The organism is Cellulosimicrobium sp. BMG9.22, assembly GCF_059159975.1.
This window is the reverse complement of the sequence record NZ_JBZGBY010000004.1, coordinates 1-17,230: the sequence shown is the minus strand read 5'-3', so window position 1 is coordinate 17,230 and position 17,230 is coordinate 1. Positions and strand designations below refer to the sequence as shown.

General features: G+C 75.0%; 12 protein-coding genes. 5 read left to right on the top strand and 7 right to left on the bottom strand.

What is annotated here, in order from left to right:
• Positions 1 to 52: 52 nt before the first annotated feature.
• Together AC4H2H_RS04245 and serS are read right to left on the bottom strand one after the other, a co-directional pair.
• Complete coding sequence (locus AC4H2H_RS04245) at positions 53 to 838, bottom strand: HAD family hydrolase (RefSeq protein WP_494369762.1); 786 nt, start codon at positions 836 to 838, stop codon at positions 53 to 55.
• A gap of 17 nt (positions 839 to 855) precedes the next feature.
• Positions 856 to 2,139 carry a serine--tRNA ligase gene (gene serS, locus AC4H2H_RS04240; protein WP_494369574.1) on the bottom strand — a complete coding sequence of 428 codons (1,284 nt, stop codon included), beginning with the start codon at positions 2,137 to 2,139 and terminating at the stop codon, positions 856 to 858.
• Positions 2,140 to 2,202: 63 nt separating this feature from the next.
• On the opposite strand from serS, the gene AC4H2H_RS04235 reads away from it, so the two are divergent.
• Together AC4H2H_RS04235 and AC4H2H_RS04230 are read left to right on the top strand one after the other, a co-directional pair.
• Positions 2,203 to 3,351, top strand: coding sequence for a diacylglycerol/lipid kinase family protein (locus AC4H2H_RS04235; RefSeq protein WP_494369573.1), 1,149 nt, complete (start codon positions 2,203 to 2,205; stop codon positions 3,349 to 3,351).
• 297 nt (positions 3,352 to 3,648) lie between these two features.
• Entirely contained in the window at positions 3,649 to 8,292 is a 4,644-nt protein-coding gene (locus AC4H2H_RS04230; RefSeq protein ID WP_494369572.1) for a hypothetical protein, read from the top strand.
• Between the two features lie 83 nt (positions 8,293 to 8,375).
• Here the strand turns inward: AC4H2H_RS04230 and AC4H2H_RS04225 are convergent, their stop codons facing one another.
• The 5 genes from AC4H2H_RS04225 to AC4H2H_RS04205 all read right to left on the bottom strand — a co-directional run bounded on the left by AC4H2H_RS04225 (position 8,376) and on the right by AC4H2H_RS04205 (position 13,726).
• Positions 8,376 to 9,248 (bottom strand): glycosyltransferase family 2 protein, encoded by an 873-nt coding sequence (locus AC4H2H_RS04225; RefSeq protein ID WP_494369571.1) that lies wholly within the window; start codon positions 9,246 to 9,248, stop codon positions 8,376 to 8,378.
• 148 nt (positions 9,249 to 9,396) lie between these two features.
• A complete protein-coding gene (locus AC4H2H_RS04220) occupies positions 9,397 to 10,221 on the bottom strand; it encodes a DUF5926 family protein (protein WP_494369570.1) in 825 nt (274 codons plus the stop codon).
• 114 nt (positions 10,222 to 10,335) lie between these two features.
• Positions 10,336 to 11,439 carry a pirin family protein gene (locus AC4H2H_RS04215; RefSeq protein ID WP_494369569.1) on the bottom strand — a complete coding sequence of 368 codons (1,104 nt, stop codon included), beginning with the start codon at positions 11,437 to 11,439 and terminating at the stop codon, positions 10,336 to 10,338.
• A 629-nt stretch (positions 11,440 to 12,068) separates the two neighbouring features.
• Complete coding sequence (locus AC4H2H_RS04210) at positions 12,069 to 13,070, bottom strand: hypothetical protein (RefSeq protein ID WP_494369568.1); 1,002 nt, start codon at positions 13,068 to 13,070, stop codon at positions 12,069 to 12,071.
• An 80-nt stretch (positions 13,071 to 13,150) separates the two neighbouring features.
• A complete protein-coding gene (locus AC4H2H_RS04205; protein ID WP_494369567.1) occupies positions 13,151 to 13,726 on the bottom strand; it encodes a DinB family protein in 576 nt (191 codons plus the stop codon).
• Positions 13,727 to 13,788: 62 nt separating this feature from the next.
• Between AC4H2H_RS04205 and AC4H2H_RS04200 the strand changes: the two genes are divergently transcribed.
• The 3 genes from AC4H2H_RS04200 to AC4H2H_RS04190 all read left to right on the top strand — a co-directional run bounded on the left by AC4H2H_RS04200 (position 13,789) and on the right by AC4H2H_RS04190 (position 16,554).
• Positions 13,789 to 14,406: a TetR/AcrR family transcriptional regulator gene (locus AC4H2H_RS04200; protein ID WP_494369566.1), complete on the top strand. Its 618-nt coding sequence runs from the start codon at positions 13,789 to 13,791 to the stop codon at positions 14,404 to 14,406.
• 91 nt (positions 14,407 to 14,497) lie between these two features.
• Complete coding sequence (locus tag AC4H2H_RS04195) at positions 14,498 to 15,790, top strand: MFS transporter (protein ID WP_494369565.1); 1,293 nt, start codon at positions 14,498 to 14,500, stop codon at positions 15,788 to 15,790.
• A gap of 95 nt (positions 15,791 to 15,885) precedes the next feature.
• Positions 15,886 to 16,554, top strand: coding sequence for a biliverdin-producing heme oxygenase (locus AC4H2H_RS04190; RefSeq protein WP_494369564.1), 669 nt, complete (start codon positions 15,886 to 15,888; stop codon positions 16,552 to 16,554).
• Positions 16,555 to 17,230 lie beyond the last annotated feature (676 nt).

Here is a 17,230-nt window from a genome sequence, read left to right as displayed (position 1 = left end):
CACAGCCGCTCGCTCCTGACCGCGGCTCGCGCACCACGGTTCTACCTCGCGGTCAGGGCAGGAGGCTGCGCAGGACCGGGACGGCGCCGTCGTCGGCGATCGTGCCCGTCACCTCGTCCGCCGCGGCCTGCACGACGTCGTCCGCGTGGCCCATCGCGACGCCGCGCGCCGCCCACTGCAGCATCTCGACGTCGTTGCGGCCGTCGCCGACCGCGACGGTCCGGTGGGGCTGGACGTGGAGCGTCCGCCGCACCTGCTCGAGCCCGGTCGCCTTCGTCACGCCGAGCGGCGCGAGGTCCATCCACGCGGTCCAGCCGACGGCGTACGTCACGTCGTCGAGACCGAGGTGCTCGACGAGCTCGTGGAACTGCTCGCTCGTGGACTCCGGCGCGCGCACGATGACACGCGTGACCTCGCCCGACCACAGCTCGTCGAACTCCACGACGCGGTGCACGCCGTCGAGCTCGCCCTCGGGGAAGAGCTCGTTCATGCGGAACCCGACGCCGACGTCCTCGACGGCGTACCGCGCCTGGGGCAGGTGCTCCCGCAGCAGCCGCAGCGCGGGGCCGGGGTCGAACGTCACGACGTCCTCGAGCGCGTAGCCCTCGGGCTCGTCGGGGTCGAGGCGTGCCGTCACCGCGCCGTTGGACGCGACGACCCACCCGCGGTCGATCCCGAGGATCTCCGCGACCGGCGTCATCGCGATGAGCGACCTCCCCGAGGCGAGCACCACGTGGTGGCCGGCCGCGCGCAGGTCCGCGACGGCGTCGCGCACGTCCTCCGACAGCTCCTGGTCGTAGGACAGGAGCGTGCCGTCGATGTCGAGCGCGACGAGCATCGGCTCCGCCGCACCCGTCACGCGCGCACCGGCTCGAGGACCTCGAGACCGCCGAGGTACGGGCGCAGCCCCTCCGGCACGCGGACCGAGCCGTCGGCCTGCTGGTGGTTCTCGAGGATCGCGACGATCCAGCGCGTCGTGCCGAGCGTGCCGTTGAGCGTCGCTACGGTCCGCGTCTCGCTCTTCCCGTCGACCTCGACGCGCTCGCGCACGTTGAGACGACGCGCCTGGAACGTCGTGCAGTTCGACGTCGAGGTGAGCTCGAGGTAGCGCTGCTGCGTGGGCAGCCACGCCTCGCAGTCGAACTTGCGCGCGGCGCTCGACCCGAGGTCGCCGGCCGCGGTGTCGATGACGCGGTACGGCAGGTCGACGAGGCGCAGCATCTGCTCCTCCCAGCCGAGCAGGCGCTGGTGCTCCGCCTCGGCGTCGGCCGGGTCGCAGTAGCTGAACATCTCGACCTTGTGGAACTGGTGCACGCGGATGATGCCGCGCACGTCCTTGCCGTGCGAGCCGGCCTCGCGGCGGTAGCACGCGCTCCACCCGGCGTAGCGCAGCGGGCCGTCCGAGAGGTCGACGATCTCGTTCGCGTGGTAGCCAGCGAGCGCCACCTCGCTCGTCCCGACGAGGTAGAGGTCGTCCTTCTCGAGGCGGTAGATCTCGTCCGCGTGGGCGCCGAGGAACCCGGTGCCCTGCATGACCTCCGGGCGCACGAGGGTCGGCGTGATGACGGGCGTGAAGCCCGCGGCGAGCGCGGCGTCCATCGCCGCGTTGAGCAGGGCGAGCTCGAGTCGCGCCCCCACGCCGGTCAGGTAATAGAACCGCGCGCCCGACACCTTGGCACCGCGCTCGGTGTCGATCGCGCGCAGGCGCTCGCCGAGGTCGAGGTGGTCGCGCGGGGTGAAGCCCTCCGCGGCGAAGTCGCGGATCGTGCCCTCCTCGCGCAGCACGACGTAGTCGTCCTCGCCGCCCGCCGGGGCGCCCGCGACGACGTTCGAGATGCGGTACAGCAGCCCGCGCAGCTCGTCCGCCGCAGCCTCCGCGTCGGCCTGCCGCGCCTTGACGTCCGCGGCGAGCTGCTTCGTGTGCGCGAGGAGCGCCTGCTTCTCCTCGCCCTGCGCCTGCGCGACCAACTTGCCGAGCGACTTCTGCTCCGCGCGCAGGTTCTCGAACTCGCTCAGCGCGGAACGGTGGCGCGCGTCGGCGTCGAGGGCGGCGTCCACCAGCGCCGGGTCGTCACCACGGGTGACCTGGCTGGTACGGACGAGGTCGGGGTTGTCGCGCAGGAGGCGGAGGTCGATCACGCCAGCAGCCTAACGAACACCGCCCGCCCCCCGGCGCCGACCCGCCCCGCTACGGTGGCGACCATGACCTGGACCCTGTGGCTCGCGATCGCGGCGCTCGCCGTCGCCGTCGTGGCCCTCGCCGTCGCGCTCGGCCTGCGCGCGCAGCAGCAGCGCATGCGCCGCGCCGAGGGCGCGCCGACCGCCGCGGAGGACGGTCCGGTCGACGACGACCCGCGCGAGCTCGTCGCGTTCGTCGCCAACCCGTCGAAGCCCGACGTCGCCGGGCTCGAGGCCGTCGTGCGCGGCGCGTTCGCCGACGCCGCCCTGCCCGCCCCCCTCTGGTACGAGACGACGATCGAGGACCCGGGCGTCGGGCAGACCCGCGCCGCCCTCGCGCGCGGGGCCGACGTCGTCGTCGCCGTCGGAGGGGACGGCACCGTCCGCGCCGTCGCCGAGGGGATCGTCGGCAGCGGGCGCACCATGGCGCTGCTTCCCGTCGGCACGGGCAACCTCCTCGCCCGCAACCTGGACCTCCCCGTCGGGGACGCCCGCGCCGCGCTCGCGATCGTCATCGCCGGCTCCGACCGGCCCGTCGACGTCGGGTGGGTCCGCGTGCTGCGGTGGGCCGAGGACGACGGCGAGGTCCCCGGCGACGAGGACCGCATCCCGCCGGTCACCGCACCGGGCAGCCCGCACCGCTCGAAGGAGCACATCTTCCTCGTCATCGCCGGCCTCGGGTTCGACGCCGCGATGGTCGCCGACGCCGACGACGAGCTCAAGGCCAAGGTCGGCTGGGTCGCCTACTTCGTCGCCGGCATCCGCCACCTCCACGGGCGCCGCATGCGCGCCCGCATCCAGCTCGACGACACCCCGCCCGTCGACGCCCGGCTGCGCTCGCTCATGATCGGCAACTGCGGCCGCCTCCCCGGCGGCATCATGCTCCTGCCCGACGCCGTCATCGACGACGGCGTCCTCGACGTCGCCGCCGTCGACACGCGCGGGGGCGTCATGGGGTGGGCGCAGCTCTTCGGCGAGGTCGTGATGCAGGGTCTCGGCGTGCGCAACGACCTGCCCGCGAAGATCGGCCGCATCGACCACGCGCGGGCGCGGCGCGTGCGGGTGAGCGTCGAGGAGGGCGAGCAGGCGCAGGTCGACGGCGACGTGCTGGGACTCGCCGTCGAGCTCGAGTGCCGCGTCGACCCGGGGGCGCTCGTGGTGCGGACCGCCTGAGTCGTCCGGTCCGGTTCGTTCGTGGGTCGGGTGGACGGGGTGGGGGAGAGGGCGGCGGGTCTACCATCCGCGCCGCTCGTTCCTCGCGTCGCTCCCGCCAGACCCACCACGACCCGCCGCCCTCTCCCCCACCCCGTCCTGTTGTCGCGTCACCATCGGCCGTGGCTCGTCCGGTGACCGCACGCGTGGTCGGGTCGCGCGAGCGGCGTGGAGGCGGGGTGAGCGTCCGGGGCGGACCTGCGACGACGGCGCTCGCCCGGCCCGGGTGGGGCGTGGCGGCCCCCGTAGGCTGGTGCGGTGATCTTGCCGGCCGTCGTGCGCTCCCGTCGTCGCCGCGTTCCCGCACGTCGGGGGCGTGGGGTCGGGGTGCGGGCGACGGCGCTCGCCGTGGCCCTCGCGGTCGGGCTGCTGTCGTTGCTCGGGGCGGTGACCACCGCACCCGCGTCGGCGACGCCGTCGGGCACGACGGCGCAGGCCGCGGCGGACGCGCCGGAGCCGGAGCCGGTGGTGCTCGTGGCCGTGGCGGGGTTGTACTGGAGCGACGTCTCCCCCACCGCGACGCCGACCTTGTGGTCGATGATCCGGACGGGCTCCGTCGCGTCGCTCAGCGTCGGCCGCACGACGTGCACGACCGACGCGTGGCTCACCCTCTCCGCGGGGCGGATGGTCTCCCAGGACCGGGACGCGGCCGAGACGCCCGCGGAACCGCCCGTCGTCGGCACCGAGCCGCCCGCGCCGAGCTGCCCCCCGCTCCCCGTGCCGAGCGTCCAGGCGGACGGGGCGACGACGCCCCAGGCCCTGCCGGCCGACGTGCCCGGCTGGGCGACGCTCACGGCGCCGGCCGAGGAGGAGGACGCCGCCGCCACCTCGACGACGCGCCACGAACCGGGGACGGTGGCCACCCGGCTCGCCGAGACGGACGTGTGCACGACGGCGGTCGGACCGGGGGCGGCCGTCATGCTCGCGGACGCGAACGGCGGGCTCGCGCGCTACGCCCCGTCGTTGTCCGCCCTCCCGGACGGCGACCTGACCGCGTGCGACGTGACCGTCGTCGACCAGGGCGAGATCGTGGACTCCGCGAACGGCCGCGGGCAGAGTCTCGACGCGCTCGACGAGGCGCTCGCCCGCGTCATGGACGAGGTCGACCGGGGCACGCGGGTCCTCGTGGCCGGCGTTCCGGCGGGCCCGGTCGGCGAGCCGGGGCTGCCTGTCGTCGTCGACTGGCGCAAGGGCGAGCCGACCACCCGCTGGCTGCACTCCCCGAGCACGCAGCAGGACGGCATCGTGCAGCTCGTCGACCTCTCCGCGACCGTCGTCGAGTCGACCGGGGGCAGCACCGAGGGGTTCGACGGCAATCCCCTGACCCTCGGCGAGGTGCGACGCATGGACGTCGCCCGGACGGTCGAGAACCGGCAGTACCTCAACGTCCTCACGAGCACCATCCCGACGCTCTACCCCGTGCTCGTCGGGCTGCTCGTCGCCACGCTCGTCGTCACGCTCGGCGGCGCGCTCTGGATGCGCCGCTCGGCCGCGCGCCGCGGGCTGCCGCCCCGCCCCGGTCCGGCCGGTCGGCGCGTCGTGACCGCGGTGCTCACCGTCGCGGCCGCCGCACCCGTCGCCGCGTCGCTCGCGAGCCTGTCGCGCTGGTGGGTCTGGAGCGCGCCGGCGCCCGCCCTCACGCTGGCGCTCGCGACGAGCGCCGTCGTCGTCGCGCTCGTCGCGTGGTGCGTCTCGCGGCTCCTCCCCGACCGCCCGTGGGCCCTGCCGACGGCGCTCGCGGGCGTCACGTGGCTCGTCCTCACGGTCGACGGCGCCACGGGCACGACGCTCCAGCAGGCGTCCCTCCTCGGCACGTCGGCGGTCGTCGGGTTCACGCGCTTCTACGGCTTCAACAACGTGACCTTCGCCGTGTACGCGGTGGCGGGCCTCGTGCTCGCGGGTGGCCTCGCGACGGCGGCTCTCGAGCGCGGACGGCGCCGCCTCGCGGCGTGGCTCGTCGTCGCGGTCGGCGTCGTCACCGTGGTCATCGACGGCTGGCCCGCGTTCGGCGCCGACTTCGGCGGGATCCTCGCGCTCGTCCCCGCGTTCGCGGTGCTGGCGCTGCTCGTCGCGCGGGTGCGGATCACGTGGACGCGCGTGCTCGTCGTCGCGGTCGTCACGGTGCTCGTCGTCGCGGTCGTCGCGGTCGTCGACTGGCTGGTGCCCGGCGGGAGCTCCCACCTCGGCGGGTTCGTGCAGACCGTCGTCGACGGTGCGGCCCTCGAGGTGGTCGGTCGCAAGGCGCTCGGCGCCTGGGCGACCATCGCGAACCCGGTGGGCGCGCTCGCGGCGCTGGTCGTCGTGCTCACCGCCCTCGCAGCGCTGCGGCCCGAGCGCTTCCGGCTGCCGGAGGTGGCGCGCGCGTACGAGCGCTGGCCGCTGCTGCGCCCGCTCGTCGTCGCGCTCGTCGTGGTCGCGGGCGTCGGGTCGGTGCTCAACGACTCCGGCGTGATCATCGGCGCCATGGTCGTGGTCGTCGCGGCCTCGACGATCGTGCCCGGGTTCCTGGCCGCCCCGCCCGCGGTGGTGGCCGCGCTGCCCGAGCCCGGGATCCGGCGCATGCCGACGATGCTCGTCACGGTCGGGGGCGGTCTGCTGCTCGTGGTGCTGCTCGCGTCGACGGTGGTGGGGTCGGGAAGCGCGCGGCCATCGTCCGCAGCGGCCCGGGCCGGTGGCGAGGCCACGGTCACGCGCTCCGACACGATCGCGACCGACCGGCCGCTCGTCGTCGTCGGCACCACCGGCGTGACGTGGGCCGACGTCACCGCGTCGCAGACTCCGGCGCTGCACGCCCTGCTCACCGACGGTGCGGGCGCCGCGGGCGTCGCACAGCCGACCGGGGCCGCGAGCCGGTGCACCGTGGGAGGCTGGCTCGCCCTCTCCGCGGGCCAGCTCGCGGAGGTCGCGACCGAGCGCGCCCCGGACGGGACCTGGGCCTGCCCGACGACGCAGGTCGTCGCCGCGCAGGACGGCGCGACCGTCGACGGCTGGGACGACCTCGTCGCGCTGCAGCAGGGCTCGGGCTACCAGGCGCGGCTCGGCGTGCTGGGCGAGGCGCTCGGGACCGCCCCCGGGACCGGCACGAGCAGCCCCGGCGCGGGCGCGGTGTGCGCGACCGCCGTCGGGCCGGGAGCGGCGATCGCGCTCGCGGACGCCGACGGGCACGTCGCGCGCTACCGCGACCTCTCCACGGCGACGACGCGCGGCGGCGACGCGTTCGCGTGCCCCGTGACCGTCGTCGACGCCGGGGACGCGACCGCGCCCGCCGTCGACCCGGCGCGGCCCGCGGAGGAGGGCACCACGACGCCCGACGCGCAGCGCGCCGACCGGCTCGCCGCCGTCGACGCCACGGTGGGCGAGGTGCTCGACGCCGCCCCGACGGGCACGACCGTGCTCGTCGTCGACGTCGCCGGCGCCCCCGGCACGCGGCCCGTGCTCGGCGCCACGCTCGTCCGACCGTCGTCCGACGGCCCGGACCAGGCCCGGTACGTGACGAGCGCGGCCACGCGGACCGACGGCGTCGCGCGGGTCCTCGACGTACCCGCGACCGTCCTCGACGCGGCCGGGGTGACCGGCTCCGCGATGCCCGCTCGCATCCAGGACACACCGCTCGCGTGGGGCTCCCCGCGCCCGCCGGACGCCACGTCGACCGCCGACGCGCTCGCCGACCTCACGACGCGCGACCACGTCCGGCGTGCGGTGTACACCTACTTCGTCGACGTGCCGTTCTACGCCGGTCTCGCGATCGCGGGCCTCTGCCTGCTCCTCGCCCCGCGAGCGGCCCGGGCGACCGGTCGTTCCCGCGTGCAGTGGGCGCGGGCCGCGCACTGGGCGCGTGGCGCGGCGCTCGTCGTCGCGGCCGTCCCGGCCGCGGCCTTCCTCGTCTCCCTCACCGGCTGGTGGCGGTTCGGCAGCCAGACCCTCGCCATCGTCCTCTCGACGGTCCTCATGACCGCCGCCGTCGCCGGGCTCGGCGCGCTCGCACCGCGACGACCCGTGTGGCTCGGCCCGGGCATCGTCGCCGGGATCACGTTCACGGTGCTCACGCTCGACGCGCTCGTCGGGACTCCGCTCAACCGCGCGAGCCCGCTCGGCTCCGCGCCGACGTTCGGCGCACGCTTCTACGGCTTCGGCAACCCCACGTTCTCCGTGTACGCGGTCGCCGCCCTCGTCCTCGCCGCGGCGCTCGCGCAGTGGCTCGTGGTCCGGGGCCGGCGGTTCCTCGCCGCCTCGGTCGTCACCGCGATCGGCCTCGTCACCATGGTCGTGGACGTGTGGCCGACGCTCGGAGCCGACCTCGGCGGCGGGCTCGTCCTCGTCCCGGCGTTCGCGGTGCTCGGTCTCGCCGCCTCGGGCGCGCGCGTCACGTGGCGGCGCTTCGTGCTCGTCGCCGCCGCGGGCGTCGCGCTGGTCGCCGCCGTCGGCGTGCTCGACTGGCTCCGGCCCGCGGACCAGCGCTCGCACCTGGGCCGGTTCGTCGGCCAGGTCGTCGACGGCTCGGCCTGGGACATCCTCTTCCGCAAGGCCGGCTACGCGCTGAGATCCGTGCTCGGCGGCGTACCGGTATGGCTGACGATCGTCCTGCTCGTCGCGGCGGCGCTCGTGCTCTTCTGGCCCCACCGGTTCACCCCGCACTGGTTCGCGCGGACGGAGGCGGCCTGGCCGCTCGTCCGCCCGGCCCTCCTCGCCCTGTGGATCGTCTGCGTCGCCGGCTCCCTCGTCAACGACTTCGGCGTCCGCATCGCGATGATCGCGCTCATCCCGGCGATCCCCCTCCTGACGGTCGCCGCCCTCCATGCAGCGTGGAACGGCCCACCCGACCCGGACGGCGAGCAGGAGCCTGCGCCGGAGGCCGCAGCAACAGCGACAGAGGCCGAGAAGGCCACCACGGCCCAGACCTGACCGGCAGTTGCTGCTCGCCGACCGTCCGGCTGGGCTGACGCCCCGCCCGCGGACCCGACCACAGGCCGACCCGCGAGACGCAACTACTTCGCGGGCGTCCGCACCCGGTCCACGGCCGAGCGCACCTTGCGGGCGTTCACCGCCACGAGCACGTCGCGGTACTGCGCCGCGCGGTGGAGCTGGCCCTTGATGTCGTTGCTCGACGCACGGTGGCGCAGGTCGCACGGCACCTCGACGGCGACGTAGCCCTTGCGGAGCAGGTCGATCGTCATGCCGGTCTCGACCCCCCACCCGCGCGCGAGCGGCGTCGCCGCCTCGAACGCCTCGCGCGTGAGGCAGCGCATGCCGGACAGCGGCTGGGTGGGGGTCCACCCGGTGAGCGACTGGATGGCGCGACGCGCGGCACCGACGACGATCCCGCGGCCGCCGGCGCCCGGCTGCGGGGGCAGGAGCGCGATGGCGACGTCCGCCTGACCGTCGAGCACGGGGAGGACGAGGGGGGCGGTGTTCACCGCGGTCTCCCCGAGGTCGCCGTCGATGAAGAGGAGGAGGCGCGGCGGCCGGGCCGGCGCGTCGCGCATCGCCACGACGGCGGCGCCCGTCTCCATGGCGGCGGCCTTGCCACGGTTGTGCGAGTGCCGCACGACGACGGCGCCGGCCTCGCGCGCGACGTGCTGGGTGTCGTCCTCGCTGCCGTCGTCGACGACGAGCACGAGGTCGACGTGCGGGATCGCCTTGGCCGCGCGCACGGTCGCGGCGATCCGCCGGGACTCGTCCTTCGCGGGGATGATCACGGCGACGCGCTGGCGCACGGCGCGGCCGGACCGTCCGTCGCCGAGGACGGGTCGCGGCGTCCTGGCGCGCGTCCCGGACGCCGAGAGGTACGTCGGCGACGGCGCGCTCGTCGCCCGCCCAGGGTTGTTCCCAGTCTCAGTCGACCGATGGTCCGCGTTCACGCTGCCCAGCCTAGTAGTGCAAAGAGTTGGCCGCAGTTTCGCCGTCGAATCCCCAGAGATCCGCCCAGGACCTCTGCAGGACGACCGGGCTGCGTACCCGGGTCGTCCGGATCCTACTCGACGGTGGCGTCCGTCGACAGGCCGACCGTCAGCGGAGCGTGACCTGGCGCGACACGATGCCGGCACGGGCACGGCGCTCGTTCGCGTCGAGGGGCTCGGTGACGGCGGCCGCCTCCGTGAGCCGCGCGTCGAGCTCCGCGACCGGACCCTCGAGCTCGTCGGCCTCCGTGCCGCGCGGCAGCTCCCAGACGGGGACCAGCAGACCGCTCGAGCGGAACGCGCCGACGAACTTGCCGCCCGCGAGGCCGGACTCGCGCCGCGCGTGCAGGCGCGAGATCGCGTCGATGAGCACGTCCTCCGGCTCGGGCCGCGCCCAGCGCAGGAACTCCCGCGACATGCGGCACCAGTAGGCCGACCCGACGGCGTCGAGCTTGACGGTCGGGACCATCGACTCGGCGGCCTGGTCGAGGGACTCGCGCAGGTCGGGCGTGATCTCCGCGGACGGGTCGAGCCAGAACGAGAAGTCCTCGTGCACCGTGACCTCGAAGGGGACCGACGGGTCGAGCACGTCCTGCAGGCGCGGGCCGGCGTCGGGCAGCGCGCTCGTCTCGATCGACGTGCCGGGCTCCGCGTCGATCGCCTCGAGCAGCGCCGCGGCGAGGTCGCGGCTCGTGTCGCCCGAGCCGGCGAGGGTCTGGACGGCGAGGAGGATCGTGCCGTCCTGGCGGTGCAGCGCCGCCCAGCCCGCGGGCAGGACCGTGACGACGAGGACGTCGCGCGCGCCGTGCTCCGCCGTCGTGCGGGCGGTCGCGCTGGCCGAGGGGACGACCTCGCGCATCGCGACCCAGTCGGTCTCGCCGGGGAGTCCCTCGAACGGGCGCAGCACGAAGTCGGGCGTGGAGTTCTTGGCCATGCGCGGCAGTCTACTGACACGCCGAGGGAGTACCGAGTTCCGCCGAAGTAGTACCAGGGTTCGCCGCTGCACGTTCTCTCAGGAACTGCAGCACTACCTCGCGGGACTGCGGTACTACCTCGCGGGACGGGTGCGGGGGCGCAGGCGGACGTCCGGAAGGGTCGGGGCGGGGAGCGGCCCGCCGTCGTACCCGGCGACCTCGCCGTAGCGCCCCTCGCGAGCGCCCTCGGCGTACCGCGTGCCGCCGTGATTCGGACCGTCGCCCCCCGTCACCGCGAGCTGCGCCTGCCACTCCTCGCGGGCGCGCGCGACGTCGTCGTGCGAGCGGCCGACGAAGTTCCACCACATGACGATGTCCTCACCGAACGGCTCACCGCCCACGAGCACGACCCGCGCTGGGCCGTCCGGACCGGCCTCGACCGTGAGCGTCGCGCGCCCCGGCGCGACGTACCCGAGGGACGACGGCGGCACGGCCTCCCCCTCGAGGAGCACCACGCCGTCGTCCACCAGCAGGCCGTGCTCGAACGCCGGGTCCACGTCGAGCACCACGCGCGCCCCGGGCTCGAGGTCGACCTGGGCGCCGACGAGAGGCGTGAACGTGGTCGCCGGCGAACGGAGCTCGGCCCCACCCACGCGCAGCGCGCCGAGGAAGACCTGCACGCGCGCGCCGTCGGCGGTCACCACGGGAAGGTCGGCGTGGTGCTCGAACGCGGGCGGGTCGGCGAGGCGGTCGCCCGGCAGCGCGACCCAGAGCTGGACGCCGTGCAGCACGGGCGGGCGCACCCCCTGCGGCGACTCCTCGGAGTGGGAGATGCCGTGCCCGGCCGTCATGAGGTTGAGCTCGCCCGGGCGGACGGTCTGCAGCGAACCGACCGAGTCCCGGTGCAGGATCTCGCCGGCGAAGAGCCAAGTGACCGTCTGCAGGCCGGTGTGCGGGTGGGGCGGGACCTGCATGCCGTCCGTGCCGTCGCCGATCGCGGGCAGCGGGTCGGGGCCGTAGTGGTCGAGGAAGCACCACGCTCCGACGAGCGAGCGCGCCCGCTGCGGGATCGTGCGGCGGACGCGCATCGCGCGGGTGCCGCCGAGGGGGACGTCGCGGTGCTCGAGGATCTCGACGGTCGGGCTCGCCGACCCGGCTGCTGACACGTCACCCACCACGGCGTCCGGGACGCCCGCGGAGCACACGCGCTCCTCGGGCCGGGTCTCGAGGTTGCTCATGGGACGAGCGTAGGCGCGCCAGACCCTCGTCCGCCGACGGCCGCGGCGGGACAATGGCAGCGAGGCCCCTCGGAGCAGGATTCCGAGGGGCCTCGCCGTGTCCGCGACCCCGGGGCGGTCGGGCCAGGTGGCCCGTCGGGGCGCCGCTCGCGACGTGGCGGCCCGACGTCGCCGCAGCCGACCCCCGGGAGGGTGTCCCCCGGTGGCCGGGCGGTGGCGCCGATCGCGGTCGGCCTTCCGGGTCCGGTCGGAACCTGCGCCGTCGCGCGCAGCCCGCGGCAGGGGCCGCGGGTCGTCCACCGTTCTCCGGTCAGCCGTGCCCTCGCGTGCACCCAGCGGTGCGACGTGCGGTCCGGGTGGGAGCCCGTGGACCCCTGTGCTGCGTTCCGGAACGCCGTCGTCCGTGTGCGCCCGTCCGGGCCGTTAGGAAGTTTGTAGTCCTCGTCACCGGGGTCTGCAAGGGTTCCGACCCATGTCATTTGCCGCGCACCGAAGGCCACAGGTTCATCCACAGGCGGCCCCGCGGGATTCCCACGCGGCCCACAGCCCTGTGGATCACTTCTGTGGACAGTCCGCGCGCCCGACACCCGCCGTTCAGCATCGCGGCGCAGCGAGTGCGCACGCGAGGGTCAGACCCAGAACTGCGACGTGGGCGTCGCAGCGGGTGTCAGCCGTTCGTCGAGGTCGAGGTCTCGCAGCACGAACCCGCCGTCGTCGACGAGCGTCCCGCCGAGCCGGCCCTGCAGCATCGCCGCGAGGCGCGCGACGAGGACCCGTACTCGCGAGCGCGCGATGAGGTGCAGGCCCGACGGCCGTTCGACGCCGAGCTCGTCGGGGTCCGGCGGCAGCCACGACACGTGATAGGCGTACGGTCCGTACTCGCGCCAGTCCAGAGCGCCCAGCGCGAGCGGCACCTCCACCACGCGGCGCATCGCCAGCCGCGCCCCGCCGTCGTACGGGGTGTCCCCCGCGAGGGCGAAGCCCGCCGGACCGCCCTCCTGGGTGTCGACCGTCTCGATGCGCGCGCCGGGGACGACCGTCCGCAGGACCCCGAGCGCGTCGTCGGGCGTCAGGACCTGCGCGCTGTAGAGGTCGAGGTCGACCCCGCCTGCCGGGTCGGGAGTGAGGACGTGGCCGTCCGCGACGAGCGCGCCGCCCACGCGGCGCGAAGCCGCGACGGCCCACCCGAGGACCTGGAGCTCGGTCCCCTGAGGCAGCCCGGCGGGGAAGGCACGGGTGAGCCCGTCGCGGTCGTCAGGGACGGCGACGGGTCCGCCACGCGGCGCCGGGTCGTCGACGTGCAGCGCGAAGACCTCGGCGGCACCGCTCGCGAGGTCGAGCGCCTGGGTCTGCGGCGCCGTCAGCGGGAACGGCCCGACGGCCCGTGCGCCCTCGGTGAGCCGCAGCTCCCCGGGCGGCACGACGTCGTCGCGCACCACGCCCCGGAAGCGCGCCCCGACCATGGGCCGGGCCGCACCGCCGCCCGGAGGGGTCACCCACGCGGCGTCCGGGAACCACGCCCGCGCCAGCGCGTCGACGGGCGTGCGCGCCGTGCCGCGCGACCGCGGCAGCGCAAGGAGATGGGCACCGGCGTGCGCCTCGGGCACGAGACCGGCGACGTTGGGGTCCATGCCCGGAGCGTAGTTGGTCCGGAATGCCGGGATGTTACGAGGAGGTCACGATGCCGGGTCGACTTTCCGGCCGCCCGCGCTCAGGCCCGCACGTCGTGCAGGTGGTGGACGACGTCGTGCAGGAAGTACTGCCCGAGCGTGCGCACCGTGAACACCGACCCGTTCGACCGGCGGCCGGGGCGCTCCCACTGGTCCGGGACGAGCGCGTCGAAGCGGCCCGCGACGCGGTCGCCCGCGATCTCCAGCTCGCGCGCCACGACGGCCGGGTCCTGGTGCGCGTAGTCCTGCTCGACCGCGGTGGCGTCCTGGTCCCAGTTCGCGAACTGCGGGTCGTCACCCTCGACCATCGACTGCAGGCGCACGTCGAAGATCGAGAAGACGTCGCGCACGTGCGCGGCGTACTCGAGGACCGACCAGGTGGTCGCGTCGGGCCGGTCGCGGACGTCGTCGCGTTCGAGGGCCGCCCCGTAGCGGGGGACCGCGTCGCGCACCGCGGGCCCGACCTGGTCCGGAGTCACGCCGGCCGAGGCGAACCCGCACTCCGGGCACGGGCGCTCCATGACCCACGTCCAGTCCTTGGTGTCGGCGGGGAGGGGCGGGAACGCCGGGTCGGGCGGCGGGACGGCGGCACCCTCGGACGAGGCGGTGTTGTCCATGCGCCGCAGTGTGCCAGAGGACGGCGATTAGCGTTCTGACACGCGCTGCCTATCATGTCAGCATGCCCAAGATCATCGGAGGGTCCCTCCACGAGCACCGCGCCCAGACCCGGCAGAAGCTCTTCGCGGCGCTCTCGACCCTCATGATGGACCGCGGCTTCGACGCCATCTCGCTCGCCGACATCGCCGCCGCTGCGAGCGTCGGCCGCACCGCGGTGTACAACCACTTCCCCGACAAGGAGGCGCTGCTCCTCGGGTTCATCACGCACGAGACGGAGCAGTACGTCGGGACGCTCGAGCGGGCGCTCGACGACGTGGACGACCCGGTCGAGCAGCTGCGCACCTACATCCGGCAGCAGGCGCAGCTCAAGCGCATCTTCCACCTCGCGCCGGGGCCGGACCTGCGCACCGTGCTCTCGCGCACGACGCGACAGCGCCTGCGCGAGCACGCCGAGCTCGTCGAGGCGATCCTGCGGCGCATCGTGCGCTCCGGCATCGACGCCGGAGAGTTCCCCGCGCAGGACATCGACACCACCGTCCAGCTCGTCAACGCGTGCCTCTCCGGGCGCTTCGTCCCCGACGACCCCGAGGCGCGGGCGCAGGCGATCTCGGCGACCGAGGCGTTCATCCTGCGCGCCGTCGGTGCCGACGTCGACGCGCCCGCCCTCTCCGTCCGCTAGCCTCCGCGCGGGCCGCTCGGGTGCTTCTCCCCGCGGCAGAACCCCGGGAATCCCGTCGGTGACCGAGGCACCCGTCACCTAGCCTCGGACCATGCCCGCCCGACGCCGGACCCTTGCCGACGCGCCCACGGCCGCCGGCCTGGGGCCCGCGTTCCGCAACGTCTTCACGGCCAACCTCAGCTCCAGTCTCGGCGACGGCATCGCGCGGGTCGCCGCCCCGCTGCTCGCGGCCCGACTCTCGGACGACCCCCTGCTCGTCTCCGGCATCGCCGCCGTCTCGCTGCTCCCGTGGCTCTTCTTCGCCATCCCGGCCGGCGTCCTGCTCGACCGCATCGACCGACGGCACGCGCTCGCGCTCGCGAACGGCGCGCGGACCGTGCTCGCCGTCGGGCTGGTCGTCCTCGCCGCGACGGACGCACTGACGATCTGGTGGCTCTACGCCGTCGTGTTCCTCTACGGCGCGTTCGAGACCGTGTACGACGGCGCGATCCGGGCCGTGCTCCCGTCGATCGTGCGGCCCGTGGACCTCCCGCGCGCGAACTCGCGCATCGAGGCGGGCGAGATCACGGTGCAGAACTTCCTCGCGGCACCCCTGACGTCGGCACTGTTCGCGGTGGCCGTCGTCGCGCCGCTGGGAGTGGGAGCGCTGACGTACGCGGTGGCCTTCGCTCTGGCGTTCTTCCTGCCCGCCGCTGCGGCTGGCGACCACCGGACGCCGTCCGCCGACGGCGCCGGCGAGGCGAAGCCGGCCTGGTACCGCCAGCTCGGGGACGGCTTCCGGTACCTCTGGGCGCACCCGACGCTCCGCCCGCTGTGGATCCTGTCGATCCTCGTCGGGCTGTGCTTCTCCGCCGCGACGGCGACCACGGTCCTCTACGTGCTCGACGTGCTCGGCGTCCCCGAGGCCTGGTACGGGACGTTCATGCTCGTCGGCGCGCTCGGGGCGCTCGTCGCCGCGGGTGTCGCCAACCCGGCCAAGGAGCGGTTCGGCACGGGGCGGACGATCGCCGTCGCGAACGTCGTCACGCCCATGGCCCTCGTGCTCCTCGGTGTCGTCCCGCTGCTGCCGCGGGGCGCCGTCGGGGTCGCAGCCGTCCTGCTCGCCGTGGGCTTCGGCGGGGTCACCGTATGGAACGTCCTCATCATGTCGCTGCGCCAGGCGATGATCCCCGGCCGGCTCCTGGGCCGCGTCCACGGGACCTGGCGCACGCTCCTGTGGGGCGCCATGCCGCTCGGGTCGTTCCTCGGCGGCCTCCTCGCCCGCGTCGACCTGACGACGCCGCTCGTCGTGGGCGGCGGCCTCGGCACCATCGTGGCGATCGTCGGCTTCCGGTTCGTCGCCGGCCTGCCGAACCCCGAGGACGTCGACCCGGCGCGAGCATAGGCATGCCTCACCTGCTGCGCTAGAGTTCCTGACGCTTCGTCATGACACTTCGTCAGGACGGTGCCGCCAGCGACCCGACCCTCGCAGGAGCCCGCGTGACTGCACTGACGCCCGACCTCGCCACCACCGACCGGCCGACTCCGCTCTCGCTGCGGCTGCGCGAGGGCACGCGCCCGGAGCACGAGCAGGCCGAGAGCTCCGGCTTCGTCGAGAGGCTCATGTCCGGCCGGCTCGACGTCGCGGCCTACGCCGACCTCGCCGCGCAGCAGTGGGCCGTCTACGGCGCGCTCGAGGACGCGAGCGCCGCGGTCCGCAGCGACGCGCAGGGCTCGACCCTCGTGTTCGACGAGCTCACGCGCACGCCCGAGATCGAGAAGGACCTCGCGTTCCTCGTCGGCGCCGACTGGGCCGAGCGGATCACGATCCGCCCGGCGACCGAGCGCTACGTCGCCCGCCTGCGCCAGGTCGGCACGTCGCTGCCCGCCTACGCCGCGCACGCCTACACCCGCTACCTCGGCGACCTCTCCGGCGGCCAGATCATCAAGCGCATGCTCGAGCGGCACTACGGGCTCGCCGACGACGGCCTCGCGTTCTACACGTTCGCGGAGATCCCGAGGTCCAAGCCGTTCAAGGACGTCTACCGCGAGAGCCTCGACGCCCTCGCCCTCACACCCGCCCAGGTCGACGAGACCGTCACCGAGGCCAAGCTCGCGTTCCGCCTCAACAGCGACGTCTTCGCCGACCTCGGCGCGGTCCACTGCTGACCCCACGACCGAGGAAGAACCCGGTCGCGCGAGGTCGAACCCTGGTCCGTGGTCGGGTCCGCGTGCGGGGCGGCGTCGGTGCTCGGGCTGCCGCGCCGTCACCCTGGTCGTTCGGGCGGGAGTTTGCGAGCGCGGCTTGACGCCCTTCGCATCCGACGCCGCCCCACCCGCTCAGCCGTCGACTCGCCACGCGCAGCGCCCCGAGTCGCGCCGAGGTAGCACCCCGGTCGGCCGAGGTAGAGCCCTGGTCGGCCGAGGTAGAGCCCTGGTCGGCCGAGGTAGAGCCCTGGTCGGCCGAGGTAGAGCCCTGGTCCGTTGAGGCAGCGGCCTGGTCGGCCGGATTCGAGCTCTGGTTGGGCGACGGCGCTTGCCTCGTGGCGGGACCCGGTGGCCCGGGGCCGGGGCCGGGGCACGCAGAATGGTGCGGATCGGGTGCCCGTGGGCCGGGTGCCTACCCAGGCCGGGCGGTGGGCCCGGCTCGGCAGGTGCGCTTAGGTGAGCCCGCCCGCCCGCCGCTCGGCCCAGACCTGGGCGGTCGCCCGAGGTGAGCGAAGACCGGGGTGGGACGACGTCGGGCGGGGTGGGTGGGGGCGCCGCGTCGTGGACGGGCCTGGCGGGAGCGACGCGAGGAACGAGCGGCGCGGATGGTAGACGCGGCGCCCCCACCCACCCCGAC

Coding starts and splice junctions, on each gene's coding strand:
- AC4H2H_RS04235 (WP_494369573.1), top strand. CDS start 2,203: ATGACCTGGACCCTGTGGCTCGCGATCGCGGCGCTCGCCGTCGCCGTC.
- AC4H2H_RS04210 (WP_494369568.1), bottom strand. CDS start 13,070: ATGGACCCCAACGTCGCCGGTCTCGTGCCCGAGGCGCACGCCGGTGCC.
- AC4H2H_RS04215 (WP_494369569.1), bottom strand. CDS start 11,439: ATGAGCAACCTCGAGACCCGGCCCGAGGAGCGCGTGTGCTCCGCGGGC.
- AC4H2H_RS04205 (WP_494369567.1), bottom strand. CDS start 13,726: ATGGACAACACCGCCTCGTCCGAGGGTGCCGCCGTCCCGCCGCCCGAC.
- AC4H2H_RS04245 (WP_494369762.1), bottom strand. CDS start 838: ATGCTCGTCGCGCTCGACATCGACGGCACGCTCCTGTCCTACGACCAG.
- AC4H2H_RS04195 (WP_494369565.1), top strand. CDS start 14,498: ATGCCCGCCCGACGCCGGACCCTTGCCGACGCGCCCACGGCCGCCGGC.
- AC4H2H_RS04200 (WP_494369566.1), top strand. CDS start 13,789: ATGCCCAAGATCATCGGAGGGTCCCTCCACGAGCACCGCGCCCAGACC.
- AC4H2H_RS04220 (WP_494369570.1), bottom strand. CDS start 10,221: ATGGCCAAGAACTCCACGCCCGACTTCGTGCTGCGCCCGTTCGAGGGA.